Consider the following 21,344-nt stretch of genomic DNA (forward strand, 5'->3'; position numbering starts at 1 on the left):
TATCGCAAATGGCTTCCTATCTTGTTGGCGTCGATGTCGGGACCGGCTCGGCGCGGGCCGGTGTCTTTGATGTCGCGGGCAAGCTTCTCGCCACCGCCAAGCGCCCGATCACAATGCACCGCGAAGACGGGGGTATCGCCGAACAATCAAGCGGCGAGGTGTGGCAGGCCGTTTGCGAGAGTGTGCGGGAAAGCGTGTCACGCGCCGGTATCGATCCGGCTGAGGTTGCCGGCATCGGTTTCGACGCGACCTGTTCGCTTGTCGTGCGCGGGCCTGATAATGAAACCCTCCCCGTGGGGGCCGCCGATCATCCCGAGCGCGATATCATCGTCTGGATGGATCACCGCGCCGTCGAACAGGCGGAACGCATCAATGCGGGAGAGCATGCCGTCCTGAAATATGTCGGCGGGCGTATTTCCCCGGAAATGCAGACGCCGAAGCTGCTGTGGCTTAGCGAAAACAAGCCGGATATCTATGCCCGCGCCGAGCACTTCTTCGACCTCACGGACTTCCTGACATGGAAGGCTTCGGGCGCTCTTGATCGCTCCGCCTGCACGGTCACCTGCAAATGGACCTATCTTGCCCATGAGAGCCGTTGGGATGCAGAGTATTTCACCAAGATCGGCCTCGGGGATCTGGCAGAGCAGGGGTTCCGCCGTATCGGTGAAAGCGTCGTCCATCCCGGTACGGCGCTGGGCAAGGGTCTCACCGAAGACGCCGCAAAAGCCATGGGGCTGGTTGCAGGCATAGCCGTCGCAGCAGGCCTGATAGACGCCCATGCCGGCGGTGTCGGCACGGTTGCTGCCGGCGGCGATGCCTCGCGATGCCTTGGTTATGTCTTCGGCACCTCGTCCTGCACCATGACCACCACCGCCGAACCCGCCTTCGTGCCTGGCGTCTGGGGGCCCTATTATTCCGCCATGGTTCCGGGCGCTTGGTTGAACGAGGGCGGCCAGTCCGCTGCCGGTGCCGCCATCGATTATCTCGTGCAACTGCATCCTGCCTTTACCGAGGCCAAGGCGCTTGCCGAGAAGGACGGCAAAGCCTTCCCGGTATGGCTTGCCGACCGCGCGCTCAGCCTCGCCGCATCCGCTTCCGCCGCAGCTGAGATCGCCGAGGATTTTCATGTGGTGCCGGAATTTCTCGGTAACCGCGCGCCCTTCGCCGATCCCCATGCCCGCGCGGTCATTGCCGGTTACGGCATGGAGACGGGCGTGGATTCTCTCGTCGCGCTTTATGTTGCGGGGCTTCTCGGCCTCGGTTACGGGCTTCGCCAGATTATCGAGACGCAGGCCCGCAACGGCGCGCCGGTGGAAACGATCAGCGTCAGCGGTGGGGCGGGTGCTCATCCGCTTGCCCGGCAATTGCTGGCGGATGCGACCGGCCTTCCGGTTGAACTGACCGAATGCGAGGAGCCGGTGCTGCTCGGTTCGGCCATGCTGGGTGCCGTTGCTGCGGGAACCTATCCCGACCTCATCGCCGCCATGCCAGCGATGTCGCGTATCGCCAGCTGCGCGACACCCGATCCTGATTTTCAGAAGGTTCATCAGGCGCGTTACGACGCGTTTCTGGCGCTGCAGAATGCGGCCCGCGCCATTCGTTCCGCCAGCCATTCCTGAAACGCGTCACAAGCTTAAATCATCCGGCCTTATCGGCCGCAAAACAACGAGGATTCCATGCAGTTTTCCGGAAAATCCGTCATCATCACCGGCGCAGGAAAAGGTATCGGCCGCGCCTGTGCGCAGCTGATGGCCGCGCGCGGTGCGGAGGTGGTGGCGATCAGCCGCACGCAATCAGATCTCGACAGCCTGAAAAGCGAAATCGGCGGCCGTTCGATCCGTGTCGATCTTGCCGATGTCGCCGCCACCCGCGCCGCGATGGCCGAGGCTGGCCCCTGCGATTTCCTGATCAACAGCGCCGGCATCAACGTGCTGGAAAGCGTGCTTGACATGAGCGATGCGGGTTATGAAGCCGTGCTGGGCATCAACCTGCGTGCGGCCCTTGTCACCTGCCAGGAATTTGCCCGCGCCCGCATCGCAAATGGCGGCAGTGGCGCCATCGTCAACATCACGTCTATCGCCGGCCATCGCGGTTTTCAGGATCACCTGTGTTATGCGGCGTCCAAGGCAGGGCTTGAAGGCGCAACTCGCGTTCTCGCCAAGGAGCTCGGCCCGCATGGTATCCGCGTCAACGCCGTTGCGCCGACAATTACGCTGACCGAACTCGCAGCGGAAGCCTGGAACGACCCCGCAAAGAGCCAGCCGATGATGGTTCGTCATCCGCTCAACCGTTTTGCCGAAGCGGAAGAAGTGGCGCAAAGCATCGCGCTGCTGCTCTCGGACGACAGCAAGATGATTTCCGGCGCCGTCTTGCCGGTCGATGGCGGTTTCCTCGCCGTTTGAGGCAGGCAACGGCGGATTTCAGGGCGGATCGCTGAAAACCATCAAACCGATGCGCGGGGTGCGAGATGCACCGCCGCGCATTTTATTTTTTGATGCGGAGTTGTCAGTTCAGGTCCGGATGGCGGCCGACGAGTTCCTCGCGTTTCGCCTGCAGGGTTTTCTTCTGCTCTTCCAATTTGACGAGTTCCTCGTCAATCTCCTCGACACTTTTTTCGATGTGCAGATATTGCTCGGCAAGAAGCGATTTTGCTTCCTTCCGGCTGGAGGCATTCGGTGTATCGCCATAGAGCGGCCGATTGGCCGTTTCCTTCAGGAAGAAGGTCGTGATGATGCCGAAGACGGCTGCGACCATGAGGTAATAGGCCGGCATGTAGATGTTTTCGGTCACCTCCACCAGCCAGGCGGTTACCGTTGGTGTCAGCCCCGCGACGATGATCGAGATATTGAAGGCGATTGCCAGAGCGCTGTAGCGGATGCGGGCCGGGAAGAGGGCGGGCAGGGTCGAGGCCATGATGCCGATCAGGCAATTGAGTGCGACTGCGAGAATGAGCAGCCCGAAGAAAATCTGCACCACCTGGCCGCTGGCGATGAAATGAAAGGCAGGCAGCGAGAGGAAAAGGATCGCCGTGCTGCCGACGGCAAGAAACGGTTTGCGACCGATCCGGTCGCTGAGCAGCCCGATCGCCGGCTGGACGAACAGCATGCCGACCATGACAGCTATGATGATGAGAACGCCGTGATCCTCGCTGTAATTCAGCGTTTTTGACAGATAGGTCGGCATGTAGGTCAGCAGCATGTAATAGGTCACGTTGGTGACGAGAACCATGCCGATGCAGATCGCCAGCGATCGGGTATGCTCTCTGGCGATCTCCGCGATCGGCACCATCGGCCGTTCCTTGAGCGACTGGCGGTCCTCTTCTTCAGCGCGCTGCAGCCGTTCGGTGAAAGCCGGGGTTTCTTCCGCGGCGTGGCGGAGATAAAGGCCGATGAGCCCGAGCGGTGCGGCCAGGAAGAACGGTATGCGCCAGCCCCAATCGAGGAACTTTGCTTCCCCCATGGCGGTGCTGAGCAGCACGACGAACCCCGCGCCAAGCACGAAACCGGCGATGGAGCCGAAATCGAGCCAGCTGCCGAGGAAGCCGCGTTTGCGGTCTGGCGCATATTCCGCCACGAAGATGGCCGCGCCGGTATATTCGCCGCCGACGGAAAAGCCCTGGGCGAGCTTGCAGAGCAGCAAGAGGACAGGCGCCCAGATGCCGATGGTCGCATAGCCCGGGATTAGGCCGATGCAGAAGGTGCTCGCCGCCATGATGATGATGGTGAGCGAAAGGACTTTCTGGCGGCCGAACTTGTCGCCCATCGCGCCGAAGAAAATGCCGCCGAGAGGACGAATGAGAAATGGCACCGAAAATGTCGCCAGTGCCGCCACGGTCTGAACGGCGGGAGCCGCCTCGGGAAAGAAGACCTTGCCGACGGCGTAAGCGACAAAACCGTAAACGCCGAAATCGAACCACTCCATGGCGTTGCCGAGGGCTGCGGCCGTTACGGCCTTTTTGACCTTTTCGTCATCGATGACGGTCACGTCGTCAATGCTCAGCGGGCTGGCCTGAACCTGATTGTGCAATTGTTATCCCCTTGAATGCCTTGCGCCCAATTATTGCGCGCCATGAAAATGCCTGACATGCGCAAGTGTTCCATTTGCCGGCGGAGGGGGAGCGGTGCAGGGAGCGGCCCATATAAACGAACGCCCGGCACATGGCCGGGCGCTTCTGAAGTCTGCTGGGACAGGCTTAGTGACGATGTTCGGGCATGTCCTTCAGCTGGTCCTTTGTCCACGAGGTAACGGCATGGACGTCGCCATCTTCATCGCGCATGAAATCAAGGTCGCTGATCGGCACTGCAACGGGCTTTGCGCCAATGCCGAGAAAACCGCCGACATCGATGATGGCTGTCGTGTTGGCGCCGACACCGTGCACATGGTCAACTTTACCTACCTTGTGATCATCCGCGCCATAAACGGTGGCGCCTTCCAGAACGGATGGCGTGAGTTCGGTTTCAGCCAGACGGACGTGATTGCTGTGGTCCATTGTTCTTCCTCCTGTCTTGGGTTTGCACAAAACAAACTCCCGCACCGCAAAACCGTTCCATCCAAAATCCCCCATGCCGGTGAGCGCGGTATCGCGCCTATTTCTCATCGGTACATTGTTGGGGTTTGCTTTTGGGCGCTTTCGAAAAGGTTGCGGAATGGTCACACCTTTTCTTTGGAAGACAAGTTTTCGCTAAATAGCAACCGCTAAAGTTGTTGCGATGACGTGTCGGGATGTTATCTCTGCGTCAGGTTGAATCATCGAGGGGATGAGGGATGAAAAAGTTGGGGGCGGTTTTGCTGGTGGCGCTTTTGAGCGCATGTGCAAAGCCATCTGACGGACCGACCGCAGGCAATATCCGATCTGCGACCTTCCCGCGAACCAACGAAAAAATCCCCGTCATCGAACTGGCGAATGCACCGGCTGCTACGGTTTCCGCCGGAAGCCTGCAGGGCGCCTCCGGCCCCGGCCTTACCGCGCTTCGCAACACCGGTTACAACGCCCAGAGATTGCGGCGCGGCGACGTGATCGACATCACCGTGCTGGATACGGGAGAAGACGGACTTTTCTCCCCGACGCAAAGCAAGACGCTCAATCTCGGCCGCTTTACAGTGGACCAGAGCGGATCGGTGAATATTCCCTTCGTCGGCAAACAGCGGGTGGTGGATTCGACGCCCGAGGGGCTGCAATCGCAGGTCGTCGCCGGGCTCAAGGGATCGGCCGTGAACCCGCAGGCCGTCGTCACCGTCGTTGACAAGCCGACGAGCGCCGTCATGCTCAGCGGTGCGGTGAAGAACCCCGGCAAAATAACGCTCACCGCCTGGCAGGAGCGGGTGCTCGATGCCCTCAATCAGGCCGGCGGCCCGACTGTCGCGCCGGGCGCTGCGACGGTCACCGTTGTTCGCGGCTCGCACCGGGCCAGTGCGCCGCTTGACCGCGTCATGCGGGAAGACCGCCAGAATATCCGACTTTCGCCGGATGATCAGATCATGATCGATGGCGATGCGGCGAGTTACACGGCGCTCGGCGCCTTCAAGAGCGCCGGCGAATTCCAGTTCGAAGCCGGGAAACTCACCCTGGCGCAGGCTGTCGGCCGCGCCGGCGGGTTGCTGGATGACCGTGCGGACGCACGCAATGTCTATGTCTTCCGCAACGAGATCATTCAGGTTCCCGCCGCAACGGCATCGGGCGCGAAAGGCCCGGTCGCGACAGCCACGACCATGCGGCCGGTAATCTATCACGTCAATATGCGCGACGCTTCCAGTATTGCCCTCATGCAGCTTTTCCAGATGCAGAAGGGTGATGTGCTTTATGCCAGCAACGCGCCGCTGGTGGATTCGGCCAAGCTCCTGACCGTGTTCCAGAAGAGCGTGCCGACGGCGGCAGCACCGCTTCCCGGCAGCGGCAACTGACGATTGGGCGCTACAGAAGCTGTAGCGCTTCCATCGCCGATTGCGGACGCAAAGCGGGATTGTCATAGCAACAGGCGTCCGCAAAATCCGCCAAGCTTTGCGTTGTTCGCGCCCCATCTGACCCAGCAAGCCGCCGGGCAAGCCGTCCCACTGAAAATATATCCTGATCCGGCTTTGCCGCTGCATCCCGCATCCGTTCCGGTGACGCAAATTCGCGCGAGGCGGCGAAGCTCATGCCCCGTTCCGCATGTTTTTGGCCGATCTCCAGCGTAATACCGAAATCGCCAAGCCTACCTGTTTCGAAATCGCCGTCCTCCAGAAAAATATTGGCTGGCGTGACATCGCAGTGGACATAACCCCGTGCATGCATGCCGCTTAGCCCTTCCAGCAGGCGGCGAAGGATTGTGATCGCCTGCGGCGCGGTAGTAGGCCGCTGCGACGCCAGTGACTGCGGCAGCCATGGTTGCAACAGACCCGGCCTCCCATCGGGCAGTCTCAGCAGCGCCGATGTTTCCACCAGGCAAGGATGACGCAGTGTCAGTCCGACCTGTGCCTCCTGCCGCAATCTTTGCAGCAGCACCGCGTCGTTTCTCAACGTCGGTGGCACGGTCTTCAGCGCATGAAGGGAGCCGAGATCGCGGTGCCGCACCTGCAGCAGCAGCGTGTTTTCGCTTTCGTAGGCAATCCGTTCTAGGGCAAAACTGTCGGCGATCCAGTCGGGTTTCTTGTCGGAAAAATGCGAGACTTTCCGATCCAGCGCATTTCTAACCTGATCGATAAGGTCTTTCTGTTCTTCGGCAGGCCTTTCCCGCCTGCCGTCGTGGCGGATGGTTTGCCACAGATCGAAAAAGCGCTCGGCGACCTGCGGGTAGGCAGGCCCATCCGCTGGTTCTTTACCCTTGCTCAAGCCGGTTTCCAATCACGATGGCGCTGACATTTTCGCGTGCGTCCTCGATCAGCGCTTCCTGGATCAGGGCGCTGGCGCAGTCCTTGATCGGGGTGTTGCCGACAATCTCGGCAATAGCGCGCTCTTTCAGGATTTGCACCAGCGGATAGCTGCACAGGAGCAGCCTGTCCTGCGAACTCCACTCTTCCCCGACGATATCCGGCCGGAATTGCTGGGAAAGGCCGACACATTGCGAGAGCTGCTTTTTCATGCCGACAACGACGTGATCGCGCGAAAGCTGGTGCATGGTTCCGTTTTTCAGGAGATAGGCACGCGCGTCGCCAGACCACAACACGCTCAGCCTGCGGCCGAAAATGGAGGCTATGATAACGCTCGCCATCGGCCTGCCGTCGGCGCCCATGGCCTGTCGGGACAGAAGCAGGCTGTTGACCGTGCCGAGCTTCCCCCTGATCTGCTGCGCCATCACTTCGGGATTTTCGGCATCCGGCGTCTCGGCAAGAATATTCGTGACCAGACGGGCGGCTTCCACGGCGCTGTGCGTGTCGCCCTGTCCATCCGCTATGGCGAAGAGGGCGGGCGTCTGGGAAACGAAGAGCGAATCCGCGTTCAGGGAGAGCCTCGTTCCCGGGTGCGTGGCATAGCTGTAGATAACCGGCGTGGGCTGTTCGGTTGAGGGTGTGGGCGAAATAACGGGTGGTGGTTTCTGTCTCGCACTCTCCGGCGCCTGCGCAGGTGCTGAGCCGTCCTCATCGCCCTTGCCCGTCATGTCGCTGAAGAGGCGCAGGAAATCGGAAGCTTTGGGTTTACCGTCAAATTTGAGGCCGCGGGCACGGCGGCTGATGGGATCAATGTGCCACCAGAGGCTCGTCGGTACGCGGTTACGCACCATTTCCTGTGTATCATCCTCTTCCCGTGGCTTCGGCGGGCGCAGTTTTTTGACGGAGGCGTTGAACCGGGACATGTCGAAATCACCCGTCATGGATGTTTCGGCCAGCGCCTCGGCGGCCATGAACCAGGTGTCGTCGAGATAGAGCGTTCTCGGATGTTTCCGGAAGTTATTGAGCTGGGCAACGATGGCAAGCGGATATTTTCGCCCCACCCGGTCTGCACTGGGCACCAGCACGCCGGCATAGGCGGAGTTTCCCCATATGCCGCTTTCGATGATGAAACGTATGGGAGGCGATGACGCGAATATTTCGGACCATCGGCCCGCGAACGTGTCCGCGCAGGCGTGCAGGCCGGATCGCATCCAGTCGTCAAACGTCCCGATCAATTCCCGTTCAAGCCCGTCGGAGATGAAGTCGCCATGGCTGGGTACCTTGCCGAAGAAACCGATGCGGTCGCTTTCCGCTGCGGTTTCCGCGGGCCTCGATGCCTGATTGGCCATCAGTCGTTATTGACCGTGGTGCTTTTCGTCGTTGCTTTCATCATAGATCCCCTCCTGTAAAAAAACGCTGTGCCGCCCCGCCGCTAAAACTGTGCGGGGCAGGCAAAGCCGGCGATGGCGTCCAGCCTGAATGGGTTGAGAACCGAACCGAACTGAATATCGAATTCGGCAGCCTGAGCGCCATTCGCAAATCGCACCCGCAGCAGATCACCCGACTGGTTTTCGATGTCGGCGCCGTCGAACAGCCGGAATGGCGACCAGTCGCCGTTTTCGGTTTTCGCCTGCTGCCAGCCGCCCGGCTGGAAGGCGATGCGCGACAGGCTGGCCGTGTTTTCCCGCGACGGCCAGGTGATCGATTTCGCCTGAATGGGGCCGTGATAATAAACGACCCGCTCACCCTCGATTTCCAGCATGACGGCACTGGAGGCATTTGTGAGCGAAACGGGTTTGACATTGATCGACACCGCCGGCGTCTCGCTGCCATTCGGGAAGAAGGCGCGCGAAATCTTGTCGGCATTTTCGAACTGGGCAATGGCGCTGCTGGGAATGCCGGCGGCACCGAAGGTGCCTTTCCAGCTCCAGGGGTTGGTCGTCCTGTCGACAAACGGCTCCAGTCGCTGTTTGAAGAAGCTCTGGAAAACACCAGATGGCCCGAAGAGACGGGTGAAATCCGCGATGGCGACATCGCGGGAAGACGACCTGTCAAAAGGATAACGGCCCGTGACGATGGAAGAGCACAGGGACGCCGCATCGGCTGCCCAGAGTTCGGCAATGCGGCTGCGTGCGGATTTGACCGCAAGCGAGCCGACATCCGCCGCCACGCCCGCCACCCACACATCCAGCGGCGCAGGCAATTCGCGGGCCTGCTGCAACAGATCCTGATTTGCCTTGGTGAGCTGGCTGTCCACGTCGAACACCCTGGCGACTTCATCGGAGGTGGTTGCCGAGCGGGCAAGCTGCTCGTTCAGCATCTTGAAATGCGCGAGCAACTGTTCCGATGGTGAACCACCGGCCTTGCCGCCATTGGCCTGCTCGCCCGTTGTGGCCGTGCCTTTCGCCGCCAGCATGTCGCGCAGTCTCGCATAGGGATCGGCCGCATTCACCGTGGCGGCCAGAACGGCTGCGGTTGCGTCACCTTCCGCGGCGGAGGCGAGGGTGGCCGGGTTTGCTCCGGGACGTAGATCGGTCGCATCCGCGATCGATCTGGCAGCTTCCACCACGATATTGCGCTCATTGGCAAGTGCGCGGCTCGTTTCCACCGCGTCGCCAAGGGTTTGGGACGGTTTGACCCGAAGGTCGGCCAGCGTATCGGCCCATTTTTTCTCGAAACGGTCGAAATAGATTTGCAGTGCAGCCTGCGCCACCTGCTCGACCGTTGCGCCACGGAGTGCATCATCGGAACCGCGCACCCACCCTTCGGAAAGTGCGATGCGCGCCGCATGGGCGACCTGCGGAATGACGACGCTGCGATATCCTTCCGCCGTGAAAAGACCTTCGATGCCTTCCGCCATCGGCGCCTTGCTGCGCCGCTCGAAGGCACGCTCGCCAAGCGGGCCGAAAGCCGTGGCTGGTGTCCATTCCATCAGTTCCCGCGCCTGCGGAAGACCGGCGAGAATATCATAGGCACGCGTGCCGACAGCCTGGTTGCGGATGGTTTCGCGGGCGGTGGCGATGAGCCGCGCATCGAGCTCGATCGGGGCGAGTACGCCATTCGCCAGCGCTTTCGCGTGCTGGTCGAGCGCATCTCTCGCCGCCGCTCTTCCGTCGCCGGGGTAGAGGGATGCGAACATCTGATGCGTCTGCACGGTCAGGAAATCGGGGTCCAGCGCACCCATGCCGCCGAGCATTCCATAGAGCTTCAGCGAATTGAAGGTGCGCGTGACATCCTTTTCGTCCTTCAGCTGCTTCTGCAGCTGCACGATCATGCGTGGCAGGAGCAGGGCGTTGAGCGCGCGCTGATAGGCGTCACGCTGCCGTCCGGCGATCTTGTCTTCCTGATCGAGGCCGAAGCTGACGTTCCACACTCTCTCGCGGGCAAAGCCGGAGTTGACATCGCGCAGATTGTCGAGCGCCGGAAGAATGCGGAGAAAATCGGCGTCGGAAACATCGCGCACGGGAATGCCCTGAACGAGTTGTTCATAAGCGCCAAGTTTGCGATCGGCTTCCGCCAGCGCCTGCGTATTGGCGAAATAGGTGAAAATCCAGCCGGTGAAGACGATGGCGACTGCTGCGGCCGAAACACCATAGGCGATGCGCCGCACCAGCAATTGCCGTCCGGAAAGGCGCTTGTCGCGCATCACCAGTGCGGCTTCTGGGAAGATGACGTCCTTGAACAGCCGCGACAGGAAATAGCTTCGGCGGGCTCTGGACGCTGCGGGCGATCTTTCCGTTTCCGGCTGCGTTCCCGAAGCGAGGTAAACGCCACGCAGAAGCGGCGCTTCGATGAGGGGAGAACTTGCGCAAAGTTCGCTCAGCGCCTCATGGAGCCGGTCTTTCAGCCGCGCGAGTTCGGCGGGAAAGCGGAAGATGCGCCCGCGCGTTTCGGCATTCTGCTCCTGCTGCAGGCGCTCGATCAGCATCGCATCGACGCGCTGTTGCAGCAGCTCGAATTCTTCCGTCAGGCGTTGTGGCAGGTTTTCGGCGGAATAGCTCTCATCCAGCTTGAAGGTCGTGCCCCAAACCTGCTGGCGATCGGTCTTGTTGAAACCGTCGAAGAATTCCACGAAACCATGCAACAGATCCGCCTTGGTAAGGACGATATAGACCGGAACGCGCGCACGCAGATATTCGTCCAGTTCCGAAAGCCGCCGGCGGATGGAGCGCAGTTCCTGCCTTTGCTCCTCGGGGTCGCGGCTCAGAAGATCGGGGATCGACAATGTCACCAGCGCGCCATTGATCGGCTGCGAGCGGCGATAACGTCTTAGAAGGCCGAGGAATCCTTCCCAGCCGGCCTTCGATGAGCCATCAAGGTCGTCCTGCGTGGTGTAACGGCCGGCGGTGTCGATCAATATCGCCTCGTCGGCGAACCACCAGTTGCAGTTACGCGTGCCGCCGATGCCCTTCACCGCGTTTTCGCCAAGCGCATCGCCAAGCGGAAATTGCAGGCCGGAATTGGTGAGCGCTGTCGTCTTGCCGGAGCCCGGTGCGCCGAAGATCACGTACCAGGGCAGGTCGTAAATATAACCGAAGCGCTTTTTCGTGACCCGCCGCAGCAGCGCCAGCGCTTCCTTGAGGCGCGTCTGGATTTCGCCGACTTCAGCCTGGCGGTTGGCTAGGGCTTCGCGCTCGATACTGTCGACAAGTTCCTTGTCCTGCTTGCGACCGCGGTAAACCGTGACGACGATATAGACCAGCCATATCGCCAGAATGATGCCAATGGCGATGAGCCGGGCCTGCGTCGTTCCCAAAGGCTTGAAATCGCCCAGCGCGACCAGATAGCCGTAAAACCAGATGACGATACAGAGCGCGACCACCCATAACAGCGACAGGAAACGGCGGCCGATGAGAGCGGCATAGCTCTCGACATAGGATCGGATCGTATAAAAATAGCTCAATGGATTCATGGCTGGGCCTCTTGCGGCTGCTGTCCCGAACTGTTCTGGATGGTCGGCGAGAGAATGCCGGCGTCGCTCAGTTTTTCATCGGGATTGGTCAGGACCATGATTTCCGTTCTGCGGTTTATCTGGCGGCCTTCCTCCGTCTTGTTGTCGGCGATCGGGTCGCTGTCGGCACGGCCTTCCGTCAGGATCGCTTCCGGGCCGGTGAATTGTGAAAGAATGTCTCCGACCGCCTTGGCGCGCGCTTCGGAAAGGTGCCAGTTCGACGGAAATTCCACCGTCTTGATCGGCACGGTGTCGGTATAACCGATGACGACGGCGCGGAATTTCTCAGCCGCAAGCGCGCCGCCGATACGCTGGATGAGATCGCGGAACTGCGGGCTGACATCGGCGCTGCCGGTGGAGAACAGGCCCGAATTGTTGATGCGAATGCGCAGCCGCCCGTTTACATCCGCCAGCGTGACAAGCTTCTTTTCGACTTCCGGCTGAAGGAAGGCCATCAGCTTTTCAAGCCGGGATGGTTGCCGCGGCTCCGTCTTCGGCGGTTCCACGACCCTCGGCGTTTCGACCTGCGCCGGCGGTTGTGGCGGCGGGCTTGCGATCAGCACGCTCGGTGTTTCGTTCGGCGGGAGATGGGCGAGCCTCTCGAAGGTCACATCGGAGGCGTTGTTGAGCGACAGCGTGAAGAAGAGATAACCAAGCGCAAAGGCAAGCGCCATCAGGGACAGCAAGGTCCACAGCGCAGCCATCGTGCGCAATGGCGTATGCCGTGCGTCGACGCCTTTCCAGTGTGGCGAAAGCTCCCGCTCGAAAGTGCCGTATTGGCCGATCAGCGTCTTGTAGAGGCTGTCGCGGATGCGCGAGAGCTCCAGCGCACCCTTTGGCGAAACGCGGGTGCGTCCTTCGAAAGCCAGTGACAGGCACAGATAGATCAGCAGCAGCAGATCCTTGTTGGCGCCGGGTGACTGGTGGAAATGGTCGAGAATGTCGAAAACCCGGTCGCCGCCGGTAACGTCATTGTGGAAGGTGGAGACAAGGCCGGAGCGCGCCCAGCCTGCTCGCACGCCCCAGGGCTTGCTCAGAACGACATCATCCACCGTGGCGCAGACGACATAATGCGCCGCCCTTGCCCGCTCGGGGCTGATGCGGGCGGAAGCGAGGTCGCGCTCGTAGCGGGTGATCGCTTCAACGCAGGCGCGGCGAAGCTGGTCGGAATCCGGCTCGGCATCGCTGAAGCGCAGGAGATGCGCGAGGTTGAGAAGGGGGGCGGCCGATTGCACGAGCGTCGGCACATCGTCGCCGCCGAAATGAAAACCGGAGAGCAGCTGATCGACCGGCATGGCGGCAGTGCTTGCCTTAGGTCGCCCGGCCGGCTCGTCGGCTTCGACAATGTCTTCCAGGATCGCCGCCATGTTGCGGGCGTTCTGGTTGCGTCGGCGGCTTTCTTCGGTGATTTCGACCACCGTCGGCAAATCCTGCCAGGAGGAGGGCTTTTCCTTGCTCATTCGCGTAACGCCCACATTTCCATCTCAAGCCCGGGAAACTCGCCTGCCAGATGCAGGGCGATGGCGCCTGATGTATCAAGCTGCTTCCAGAGTGGTGATTGCGTGTCGATCTCGAAATAGACGGTGCCGGATCGATAGGGCAATTGCCGCGGCAGAACCGGCAGGGAGCGCACGGGAATGCCCGGCAGTGCGACATTGACCAGTTCTGAAATCCGCTCCACCGGCCCAACCTTGATCTGAGCCGGCAGGCGGCGGCGAATGTCCTCGGCGGCCATGTCCGCGCGCACGGCAAGCACGAAACCGGCATCGCGCAGAAGCGTGCGGTCGTGGATGGTGCCGACGCGGACGCCGTGGCGGCGTTCCACCAGTTCGATGGCCACAGCCGCCTGTTCCAGAACCGCTGACAGCGATGTGCGCAGATCATCAAAAACCGCACCGAAGGTGGCCTTCAGATCCTCGTGCCGATAGGGCGGGAAATCCGTCGCCCGTTTTTTGTCCGTGGTGAAGGTGGCGAGCTCGCCGGCAAGCTGGATGCAGTCTTCGTAAAAGCGGATGGGGTGAAAGCGCGTGGCGTTGGCGCAGCGGTGCGCCAGCAGCGGATCGGCGCGGTTGAGGATCTGCAGCAGGAAATAATCGCCCACTTCCGCGGTTCCCCGGATCGTCGGGTCGCCGATGCGTTCGGCAATCGCCTGCGCACGGTGGCGCACGATCCCCAGAAGCTCCGTCAGCAATTCGTTGAGGCGCGGTGCCGCCGCGCAGCTGAGGCTGGGAGGAATGAAATCCGGGTCCAGAATGACCGCGCGGTCGGAGCGGACCTCGATCACGCGCGCCAGACCGATGAGATCGTAGCCGGAAAGATCGTCGCCGGTTTTCAGGAATTTCAGGCTGAGACGACCGACATCGATGGGGGCCACGAAATCCGTCTCGATATTCGTGTCGGAGACCTCGTAGCTGGAGGCGGTGAAGCGCACATTGTTCGCATCGTTGCGGCTGCTGGCGGACATGTCCGCCTTGCCCGGCTGCCGGGCGGGCAGGGCGAGATAGATGACGGCGTTCTTGACGCTTTCGTCGAGATCGAGCGGTGGCGGCAGGTCGGAATCTTCAGGCGCCTCGAAGGGCGTTCCATCGGGAAGTACGCCGCGCAGGTTCGACAGGGCGAATTGCCCTATCGACAGCGCGCTGCGGTCCACGCCGATTTCGGCGATGCCCCACGGGTAAGGCGAGAGGTTGCGCGTGGTGTTGCGCACCAGCCGCTCGGTCCAGCGGTCGGATTGCTGAAAATGCTGAACGCGAAGAAACATGCCCTCGCTCCAGGCAACACGGTTCTCATGTCTCATCGTGGTTGTTTACCCCCGTTGCGTCGGCCGTTATCGCGTCAGGCTCCTGCGTGGGCGCGGCCTCACCGCGCGCTGCCCGCTGCAGGAACTGTCTGATCGGCAATGGACGGCCGTTTTCCTCAAATTGCTTTTTGTACGCGGACCAGTAATCGGTCTTCATGATCAGACCCTGCCAGTCCCTGCGGCCGATTTTCGCCCGGAGATCGTTGCCGGCATCGACGGAGGCTTCGAGAAGCCTTGGTTCTAGCTTTTGCGTGCAGTTATGGATCAAGGTTTCAAGAGAGGCGGCGAGACGCCGCTGCTGGCGGATGAGCATTTCCACCCGCTCGCTCAGGGAGGCTGACGAACCGTGGCCGGCGCGCTCGCTTTCAATGTCGAGAATGGCCAGACAATCGGCGCTTTCCCGCTCCAGCGCGGTCAGAAGATCGCCGATTTCCTGGGCGGTCGAAACATCAGCAGTTGATGCTTTCTCCAGGGTCAGCTCTTCGCTTGCCTCCGGAAAAACACTGTCAAAATCTTCGCTACTTGCGGCCGAAACCGGGCGTGAGATCATGACCGGCGTGTTCAGTGCGTCGGTATGTTCGTGCTCGCTGCTCGCAACCGGCTCCTCGTCCCAGTTGTCAGGCAGAACGGTGCCGATTCCACGCGCCGAGGGCGGCTCGCTCCAGCCGATCTCAACATTTCGCGAAATGGATTTTGCCTTCCGTTTCGCGCCCTCGCGCCATGTTTCGGACCATTCATCGGAGGCGGCTGTGTTGCCCATCACGCCGCCGGCCGAGCGGCCGTTCGGGGCGATATCGGCAAGGATCGCCGAAATGGTCAGCGGCTCGTCACTCATCCGCAGGGATGCGTCGGGATCGGAAAAATCCAGCTCGGCGTCGCCGTTGATGGCAACCTGAAAAATCTGCCCGCCAATATTGATTTGCGAACCGTCCCGGAGACGCGCGCTTTCACCTTCGAGCAGCAGGCGGCCATCGACCAGCGTGCCGTTCGCGCTCTGGTCAAGGATCGTAAAACCTTCACCATCGCGGCTGAGCGTGCAGTGCTGCTTGGAAACGCGCCGCTCATTGTCGTCGATCTGCCAGTCGCAATCGCGAGATCGGCCGATGACGCGGCGGCCTCGCTCAAAGCTCCATGGATTGGCTTTTGTGGCTCCGATATTTTGTGTGTCCCTGAGTGCAAGCTTCATATCCATGCCCTCACGCGGAAATTACCGAGCCTTCCGGCTCGGTCACCACAGCATCGGCGCTGTCTTTTTGTGCAGGCGCCACACGAGCCCAGCTGTTCCAGCCGAGACGGGCGGGAGCATCGGACTGGCCGAGGCGGCAAAAGGGAATGTCCTCCTTTTTCAGGATCACCTGCACATCGAAATGTAATGCGCTTCCGACGAACAGGCGCGTCAGCGAAAATATCTCAGCAAGCCGCTTCGATCCGGGCGTCAGGGCCAGATAATCCGCATAGGCGACAGGACCGATCACGACCCGGAAACCGCCGCTCATGTCTTCGACAGCGCTTCCCGCCGTCGTGTTCTGTCCGAGCCTCAGCCCGGATGCCTGCCCGAGCTGGCTTTGTTCGTGAAGCGGCAAAGCCACCCATCGCCGGCGAAACTGTTCGACATGAACCGGAAGTCCCGTGAATTCGCAAAGCATCGAGGTCAGGGCCGAAACATTGCGGTTGCGGCCGGCCAGAAGACCGCTGAACCGCAGGAGCGCATCTTCGCTCACGCCTGCCTTCTCGACCAGACCGGCTGTGCGGAACCCGGTGAGTGCAAGCAGGGTTTTACGAAAACCGTTCTCCCGCTGCTCGGCCGACCAGCGCAATCCCCTCGCGAGGCGGTATTTTTCCGTTGCGGATACGAACAGTTCGCTGAACCTTGCCGCGAACAGATTGAAGAAGCTTGCCAGCGCGCCGGAGCGATTGCGTTCCTCCCGCTGCAGCAATTCGCCATAGGCCGGCGGCAGCGAACCGAGCGGCCCGACAATGGGCGCGAAAGCGGATTTCAGTTCGGCCTGGCCTCGTTTGTGATTGAAACCGCTGATCGCCAGCGGAGTAGGCTGTGTTCCGCCATGGGCGCCGATGACAATCCCGTCCGCCGAAACGAGCTGGGCGACGCGAAACGCGGTGGCGGGCTCAAAACGACCGGGATCGTCGCTGAGAAGCGCCGCCTGCCGGTCTTTCGTGGTTGGCGTTTGCTGTTCCATCCCGGTCTCCTAGAGCAGCGGCCGGTCGGCCGCGCGGGCTGGCCAGCGGGCAATCGGTTTGGAGTGGCCACGCATCGTCGCTGTCAGTCGCGTGAAACTATTGATCGAGGTGTAGAGCCCGAAGAAATGGTTGAGGACATTGGCGAAAACAAATGCGGCAGGTCGCGCGATCAGCGCGGGGTCGAACTCCACGGTGATGTCAGTTCCCGGCACCATGGCCGAGCCGATCCTGGCATGGGAATTCTGCGCCTCGACATTGCTGATTGCCTCCACGAGCTGCCGGGTCTCCGGGCTGTCCCTGAAGGAATACAGCGACAGAATGTCCTTCAGCGGTGCGCCGCCGCTGTCGGTGAGGGAGAGATGGTTGAGGAGGAGATGCGAGATCAGCCGCCATTCACGCGCCGAACGCTCGTTGACACGGATCGCCGCTGTCGGCGGCATCAGCGCATGGATGGATTTCACCGCCTCGTTGCCGGTCGAAAGCTGCAGGAACGGGTGTCCGCCGCCAAAGGGGAGCTGGCTTGGCAGCTCGCGATTGATGCACAGCGTATCGATGCTCGCCACCATGTCGAGCGGTCCAAGTGGTCCGCGTTTCTGATCCACGAAGGCGATGTCCGTATCGGAAGAACCGTCGTCATCGAACCGGCGCTGTATCTGCCAGAACACGTTGGCGCCGTTATTGCGCTGTGTGCGGCCAAAAAACGGGGAGGTCTTTTCGGTCTGCCCGGAGCGGCTTGTCAGTTGAACGTTTTCGACGGCATAGATTTCGCGGGTCCGCTGCCGCCGTGCATCCGGCAGCAGGCGGTATTCCGTGCGCGTGCCATCGAGGCTGAGCGGTTCGCAGCTTTGTTTGAACAGGTTGATCACCGGCGAGGCGTTCAGCACGAAATCCCTGACCGACACCATGCGCTCAAGCTGCGTATCCGCCGCATCCAGATAGATGTAAAGCTCGCAATCGCCGCCGCTCCATTTGCCCAGTCCGTCGATATCGAGAAAGAGAAATTTCTGCGGCAGCGCGAAGAATTCGGTGAGAAGCCGGTAGCCGTCAAAACTGTTGGCGGGATAGGGCAACATCGCCTGATCGCGCGTATAGCCGGATGGCCGGAGATTGCCGGCGGGCAGGAAAACGGCTTCCTTGTCCTCGGCGTGACGCGCAAGCGCCATGCCCACGCAATGATTGGTCAAAAGCTCGTAAAGCGCCGTGGCCTGCTGCCAGGCGGCGGACAGGAAAATCTGAAGCTTCGTCAGCCCCATTTCCGGGAAATTGCCGCCGCGCGGCGCCGTGCTGCGCAGCGAAAGCCGCAGGCAGCTGGCGGCGCCGGCGAAGGAGGCCGAAAACGGCGCGTCGATCGGCTGGCCGGACAAGGTTGCGGCTGCGATTTGCAGCGGCGCGATCTCCACCGCCTGCGTGGTGCGAAAACGGCAGCTTTCACCGCCGACGGGTTCGGCGAGGATTTCACTGTGCCGTGGGAGCGTCTGCACGGTTGCGAGCGCCGTGCTCGGGTTGAACTGCACCACGCTCATGGACGGGATGGGCGCAAGATAGTGCGGATAGAGCGTTTCCAGCAGGCTGTCCGACAGTTCGGGAAATTCGTCGTCCAGTTTCTGGCGCACACGGGCGGCGGAATAGGCAAAACTCTGGATCAGCCGCTCGACATGCGGATCGTCGGCGACATCTCCCGTCATGCGCAGCCTGCCGGCGATTTTCGGAAACGCCGCCGCGAAACGCGATGCGCGTTTTCTCAGGGCAAAAAGTTCGTCATTGTATTTTTCGAGAAAGCCGTCAGCCATTCGTCGCCTCCACCAGGAAACGTTGCGTAGACGGATCGATCCGGGATTCGAAGCTGATCGGCGGCATGCCTTCCTGAAGGCGGAAACTTGCCTGTATGCGCATGCGAAGCGCGCGATCGCCATCCGTGCGGTTTTTCAGGATTGTCACATGCACGTCGGCAAGGCGGGTTTCGAACAGGGAAATCCGCCGTTCGATGCTGCGCGCGAGCCGCGCTTTGGAGGCATCCGTCACCAGATTGGCCGAGAGAATACCGTCCACGCCATAGCTCACCAGCGCATCGGACAGTTCCTTCAGCGCCGCCGGCGGGCCGGCGGGGTTACGGCGGGTATTGAGCAATGCCTCGAGATCGCGGCGGATCGCCTCACGCATTTCGCGCGCCTGATCCTTCAGGCTGACGAGCGCATCCGTTTCGGCATCCGGCGCGTCATCGAGCAGCCGGTCCAGAACGGAGCGTGACAGCGTTCTCTGCCGTGCGCGATATTGCTCGAGCGGATCAACCACGGGCGATCTGCCTTTCATCGTCGGAGGCGGCGGCAAGAGAACCGATCTCGTGGAACGGCACGACATCGTCGCCAATCAGCAGGCAGCGCTGGCCTTGCCCGGTCGCCAGCGGCTGGTCCCCTTCGCTCCAGCGCGTCTCCCGGCCAAGGAGAAGGCCGACATCGTCCTTTGCGCCGTGATAGATGGCCGGAAGCAGCACGGATGCGACCGCGCCGTCGCGCAGCGTCAGTTCGGCGCCGCGGAAAGCGAGGTCGCGCGGGCGGCTCATGGGGTCGATTATAAGGTTCTCGATGCGGCTGTAATCGATCCATAGATAACGGCCGCCATTGGTCAGCACTTCCAGCGCATGCGGAATCCGGTCGTCCAGATCGCGGATATCGTCGGTGCCTTTGCCGTTATGAGCGATCGGCACATTGCCGCGTTTTTCGTCGAGTTCAGCCAGTGCGTTTTTGGCAGTTTCCGCGTCGCCGTTGCGTGCGGCGATATTCGCCCTGATCGCCAATTGATCGAGTTCGGACGGGCCGCCGGGAAAATCCGGCACCGCCCCGGTTTCGAACCAGGCATTACGTGCCGCCATGGCGCGCAGCTGATGGCGGAAAAGAGAGAAACCGACGCTTTCTTGCGGCGAAAACGTTGCGGCCAGATTGCATTGCGCATCGGCCTTCTCGTATTCCCCGGCAAGGACCAGCAGGTCGATGTAAAAATGGCGGCCATCCTTGTCGGTGGGCTTCGTCTTGACGTGTTCGCGTGCAAGCCCGATCGCCTCTTGCAGCCGGTCATCATCGAGAAGGCGGGAAATGTCGTCGCGCAGCGTCATGCGGATATCCTTTGCGGCTCGGCCGAAGATCGGGATGCCGCCGCCGGCGGCATCATGGTTTCGGCAATGAGGTGGAAGCTCGTAGAGACGTCATCGAGCTGGAAATGCGGCTGAAGGCGCACGGTGCAGGAGAATGTTCCGGGCTTGCCGGGAACCTCGAAGACGTTGATCCCGGCGGAGCGCAGCGGGTAGCGCGTGCGCAGCGCCGCTTCCGCATCGTCATTGCCGAGCGTGTAGGAGGAAAGCCAGCCTTCCAGCTTGCGTTCTATCGTCGAGGCATCGCTCAGCTGGCCGATATCGTCGCGCATGATGACCTTGAGGTAATGCGAGAACCGGGAGGCGCACAGCACATATTGCAGCATGGCCGCGAGGCGGGCGTTCTGTCTTGCCGCTTCGCTGGAATAGTGGCCGGGCGCATGCAGGGACTGGTTGGCGTTGAAGATCGCCATGCCGGAGAGATAGGTGGTGGAGACGGGCACGATGCCGAGGTCGGAAAATTGCTGTTCCTGCCCGGTCGTCAGCTGCACCTCGACAGGCGGCTGCGCGGAAAGGCCGTTGCTCTCGATGCCGAGATCGAGCGGCGGCAATTGCCGGGAAGAGAGCATGCCGCCATCCACGGCGTCCTGCGTCACACCGCGCAGATCCGCAAACCAGCCGGAATCGACGAAATTGCGCACCACCACCGTGGCAAAAGCGAAGGCGGCGTTGCCCCAAAGCAGGGTTTCGCCGCTTTCCGCCACATGCTCGCGGAAGGGAAATCCGTCATCGCGCCCGCGCGCATAGGGCCTGTAGGGCGAGCGAAGCAAAACGCGCGGCGCAACAAGGCCGACAAAACGGGAATCGTCACGCGCACGAAGCGCGTTCCACCGCAGCCGTGATTTCTCCTGTTTCAGCCAGGAAAAATCGTGGACCCGGCTCAGCTCCGAGAAGTCCTGCAGGCCGATGGCGGAAGGCGAGGCCGCCGCGACGAAGGGGCAGAAGGCGGCCGCAGCCACCATGCCGATCTGCGATAGCGTGGTGATGGAATCGGCGCCCTCGAGATCATCAGGGGAAAATTCGTAGTCGCCGATCAAAAGGCCGACCGGTTCGCCGCCCGGCATGCCGAATTCGCGATTATAGACAACTTCGAAAAGATGGCTCTGGTCGAAATCGGTGGCGCGTTCCGTGTTGCGGGCAAGGTCGCGCCAGCTGGCGTTCAGCAGCTTCACCTTGACGTCGGTGCCGCGGCCAGCCTCGCGCACGACCATGGCAAGCCCGCGCCATCTCGCTTCCATCGCCTGAAAATCAGGGTGATGGAGAATGGCGTTCACCTGGCCGGTCAGCGCATCGTCAATGAGGGCGATGAGCTGGTCGGCAAATATGCGGGCGTCCGGAAAGGACAGATGTGCCATGAGCGGGCTCCAGGTGAAGAACGGGGCCGGGGTGGCCGGACCACCCCG

The 21,344-nt window shown here is 61.4% G+C and carries 16 protein-coding genes; 3 read left to right on the forward strand and 13 right to left on the reverse strand.

Annotation, left to right across the window (positions count from 1 at the left end; genetic code table 11):
• Positions 1–8: 8 nt before the first annotated feature.
• Together CFB10_RS14210 and CFB10_RS14215 are read left to right on the forward strand one after the other, a co-directional pair.
• Positions 9–1,619, forward strand: a complete 1,611-nt coding sequence (locus CFB10_RS14210) for an FGGY-family carbohydrate kinase (RefSeq protein WP_020010197.1) — start codon at positions 9–11, stop codon at positions 1,617–1,619.
• A 57-nt stretch (positions 1,620–1,676) separates the two neighbouring features.
• Positions 1,677–2,402 (forward strand): SDR family oxidoreductase, encoded by a 726-nt coding sequence (locus tag CFB10_RS14215; RefSeq protein WP_020010198.1) that lies wholly within the window; start codon positions 1,677–1,679, stop codon positions 2,400–2,402.
• 103 nt (positions 2,403–2,505) lie between these two features.
• On the opposite strand, the gene proP is transcribed toward CFB10_RS14215, so the two are convergent.
• Together proP and CFB10_RS14225 are read right to left on the reverse strand one after the other, a co-directional pair.
• Entirely contained in the window at positions 2,506–4,026 is a 1,521-nt protein-coding gene (proP, locus tag CFB10_RS14220; protein ID WP_020010199.1) for a glycine betaine/L-proline transporter ProP, read from the reverse strand.
• A 166-nt stretch (positions 4,027–4,192) separates the two neighbouring features.
• The gene (locus CFB10_RS14225; RefSeq protein ID WP_003504518.1) at positions 4,193–4,489 is read right to left on the reverse strand and encodes a PRC-barrel domain-containing protein; all 297 of its coding nucleotides are present in this window, start codon (positions 4,487–4,489) and stop codon (positions 4,193–4,195) included.
• A 275-nt stretch (positions 4,490–4,764) separates the two neighbouring features.
• Between CFB10_RS14225 and CFB10_RS14230 the strand changes: the two genes are divergently transcribed.
• Positions 4,765–5,901 (forward strand): polysaccharide biosynthesis/export family protein, encoded by a 1,137-nt coding sequence (locus CFB10_RS14230; protein ID WP_020010200.1) that lies wholly within the window; start codon positions 4,765–4,767, stop codon positions 5,899–5,901.
• 10 nt (positions 5,902–5,911) lie between these two features.
• Here CFB10_RS14230 and CFB10_RS14235 read toward each other — a convergent pair whose 3' ends face one another.
• From CFB10_RS14235 to tssC, 11 genes are all read right to left on the reverse strand, one after another.
• Positions 5,912–6,808 carry a protein kinase gene (locus CFB10_RS14235; RefSeq protein WP_026363608.1) on the reverse strand — a complete coding sequence of 299 codons (897 nt, stop codon included), beginning with the start codon at positions 6,806–6,808 and terminating at the stop codon, positions 5,912–5,914.
• On the reverse strand, positions 6,795–8,195 hold the full coding sequence (tagF, locus tag CFB10_RS14240) for a type VI secretion system-associated protein TagF (protein ID WP_020010202.1): 1,401 nt from the start codon (positions 8,193–8,195) through the stop codon (positions 6,795–6,797). The genes CFB10_RS14235 and tagF overlap by 14 nt, the downstream gene beginning before the upstream one ends.
• A gap of 83 nt (positions 8,196–8,278) precedes the next feature.
• The gene (gene tssM, locus CFB10_RS14245; protein ID WP_020010203.1) at positions 8,279–11,758 is read right to left on the reverse strand and encodes a type VI secretion system membrane subunit TssM; all 3,480 of its coding nucleotides are present in this window, start codon (positions 11,756–11,758) and stop codon (positions 8,279–8,281) included.
• The gene (tssL, locus tag CFB10_RS14250) at positions 11,755–13,257 is read right to left on the reverse strand and encodes a type VI secretion system protein TssL, long form (RefSeq protein ID WP_020010204.1); all 1,503 of its coding nucleotides are present in this window, start codon (positions 13,255–13,257) and stop codon (positions 11,755–11,757) included. Before tssL ends, tssM begins: the two co-directional genes overlap by 4 nt.
• Positions 13,254–14,594, reverse strand: a complete 1,341-nt coding sequence (tssK, locus tag CFB10_RS14255) for a type VI secretion system baseplate subunit TssK (RefSeq protein WP_026363609.1) — start codon at positions 14,592–14,594, stop codon at positions 13,254–13,256. The genes tssL and tssK overlap by 4 nt, the downstream gene beginning before the upstream one ends.
• Positions 14,584–15,789, reverse strand: coding sequence for an FHA domain-containing protein (locus CFB10_RS14260; protein WP_020010206.1), 1,206 nt, complete (start codon positions 15,787–15,789; stop codon positions 14,584–14,586). Before CFB10_RS14260 ends, tssK begins: the two co-directional genes overlap by 11 nt.
• Before the next feature lie 4 nt (positions 15,790–15,793).
• Complete coding sequence (gene tssG, locus CFB10_RS14265; RefSeq protein WP_020010207.1) at positions 15,794–16,795, reverse strand: type VI secretion system baseplate subunit TssG; 1,002 nt, start codon at positions 16,793–16,795, stop codon at positions 15,794–15,796.
• Positions 16,796–16,804: 9 nt separating this feature from the next.
• Positions 16,805–18,586 carry a type VI secretion system baseplate subunit TssF gene (gene tssF / locus CFB10_RS14270; protein WP_020010208.1) on the reverse strand — a complete coding sequence of 594 codons (1,782 nt, stop codon included), beginning with the start codon at positions 18,584–18,586 and terminating at the stop codon, positions 16,805–16,807.
• Positions 18,579–19,088: a type VI secretion system baseplate subunit TssE gene (tssE, locus tag CFB10_RS14275; protein WP_026363610.1), complete on the reverse strand. Its 510-nt coding sequence runs from the start codon at positions 19,086–19,088 to the stop codon at positions 18,579–18,581. Before tssE ends, tssF begins: the two co-directional genes overlap by 8 nt.
• Positions 19,081–19,905 carry a type VI secretion system accessory protein TagJ gene (locus CFB10_RS14280; protein WP_020010210.1) on the reverse strand — a complete coding sequence of 275 codons (825 nt, stop codon included), beginning with the start codon at positions 19,903–19,905 and terminating at the stop codon, positions 19,081–19,083. Before CFB10_RS14280 ends, tssE begins: the two co-directional genes overlap by 8 nt.
• Positions 19,902–21,296 (reverse strand): type VI secretion system contractile sheath large subunit, encoded by a 1,395-nt coding sequence (gene tssC, locus CFB10_RS14285; protein WP_020010211.1) that lies wholly within the window; start codon positions 21,294–21,296, stop codon positions 19,902–19,904. Before tssC ends, CFB10_RS14280 begins: the two co-directional genes overlap by 4 nt.
• Positions 21,297–21,344: the final 48 nt, after the last annotated feature.

The sequence above is a fragment of the Agrobacterium sp. 719_389 genome, from assembly GCF_900188475.1.
GTDB lineage: Bacteria > Pseudomonadota > Alphaproteobacteria > Rhizobiales > Rhizobiaceae > Agrobacterium > Agrobacterium radiobacter.

What these genes read in the sequence shown, in the direction of transcription:
- CFB10_RS14210 (WP_020010197.1), top strand. Translation starts at nt 9, where the DNA reads ATGGCTTCCTATCTTGTTGGCGTCGATGTCGGGACCGGCTCGGCGCGG.
- CFB10_RS14215 (WP_020010198.1), top strand. Translation starts at nt 1,677, where the DNA reads ATGCAGTTTTCCGGAAAATCCGTCATCATCACCGGCGCAGGAAAAGGT.
- CFB10_RS14225 (WP_003504518.1), bottom strand. Translation starts at nt 4,489, where the DNA reads ATGGACCACAGCAATCACGTCCGTCTGGCTGAAACCGAACTCACGCCA.
- CFB10_RS14230 (WP_020010200.1), top strand. Translation starts at nt 4,765, where the DNA reads ATGAAAAAGTTGGGGGCGGTTTTGCTGGTGGCGCTTTTGAGCGCATGT.
- tagF (WP_020010202.1), bottom strand. Translation starts at nt 8,195, where the DNA reads ATGGCCAATCAGGCATCGAGGCCCGCGGAAACCGCAGCGGAAAGCGAC.
- tssM (WP_020010203.1), bottom strand. Translation starts at nt 11,758, where the DNA reads ATGAATCCATTGAGCTATTTTTATACGATCCGATCCTATGTCGAGAGC.
- tssL (WP_020010204.1), bottom strand. Translation starts at nt 13,257, where the DNA reads ATGAGCAAGGAAAAGCCCTCCTCCTGGCAGGATTTGCCGACGGTGGTC.
- tssK (WP_026363609.1), bottom strand. Translation starts at nt 14,594, where the DNA reads ATGAGACATGAGAACCGTGTTGCCTGGAGCGAGGGCATGTTTCTTCGC.
- CFB10_RS14260 (WP_020010206.1), bottom strand. Translation starts at nt 15,789, where the DNA reads ATGGATATGAAGCTTGCACTCAGGGACACACAAAATATCGGAGCCACA.
- tssG (WP_020010207.1), bottom strand. Translation starts at nt 16,795, where the DNA reads ATGGAACAGCAAACGCCAACCACGAAAGACCGGCAGGCGGCGCTTCTC.
- tssF (WP_020010208.1), bottom strand. Translation starts at nt 18,586, where the DNA reads ATGGCTGACGGCTTTCTCGAAAAATACAATGACGAACTTTTTGCCCTG.
- CFB10_RS14280 (WP_020010210.1), bottom strand. Translation starts at nt 19,905, where the DNA reads ATGACGCTGCGCGACGACATTTCCCGCCTTCTCGATGATGACCGGCTG.
- tssC (WP_020010211.1), bottom strand. Translation starts at nt 21,296, where the DNA reads ATGGCACATCTGTCCTTTCCGGACGCCCGCATATTTGCCGACCAGCTC.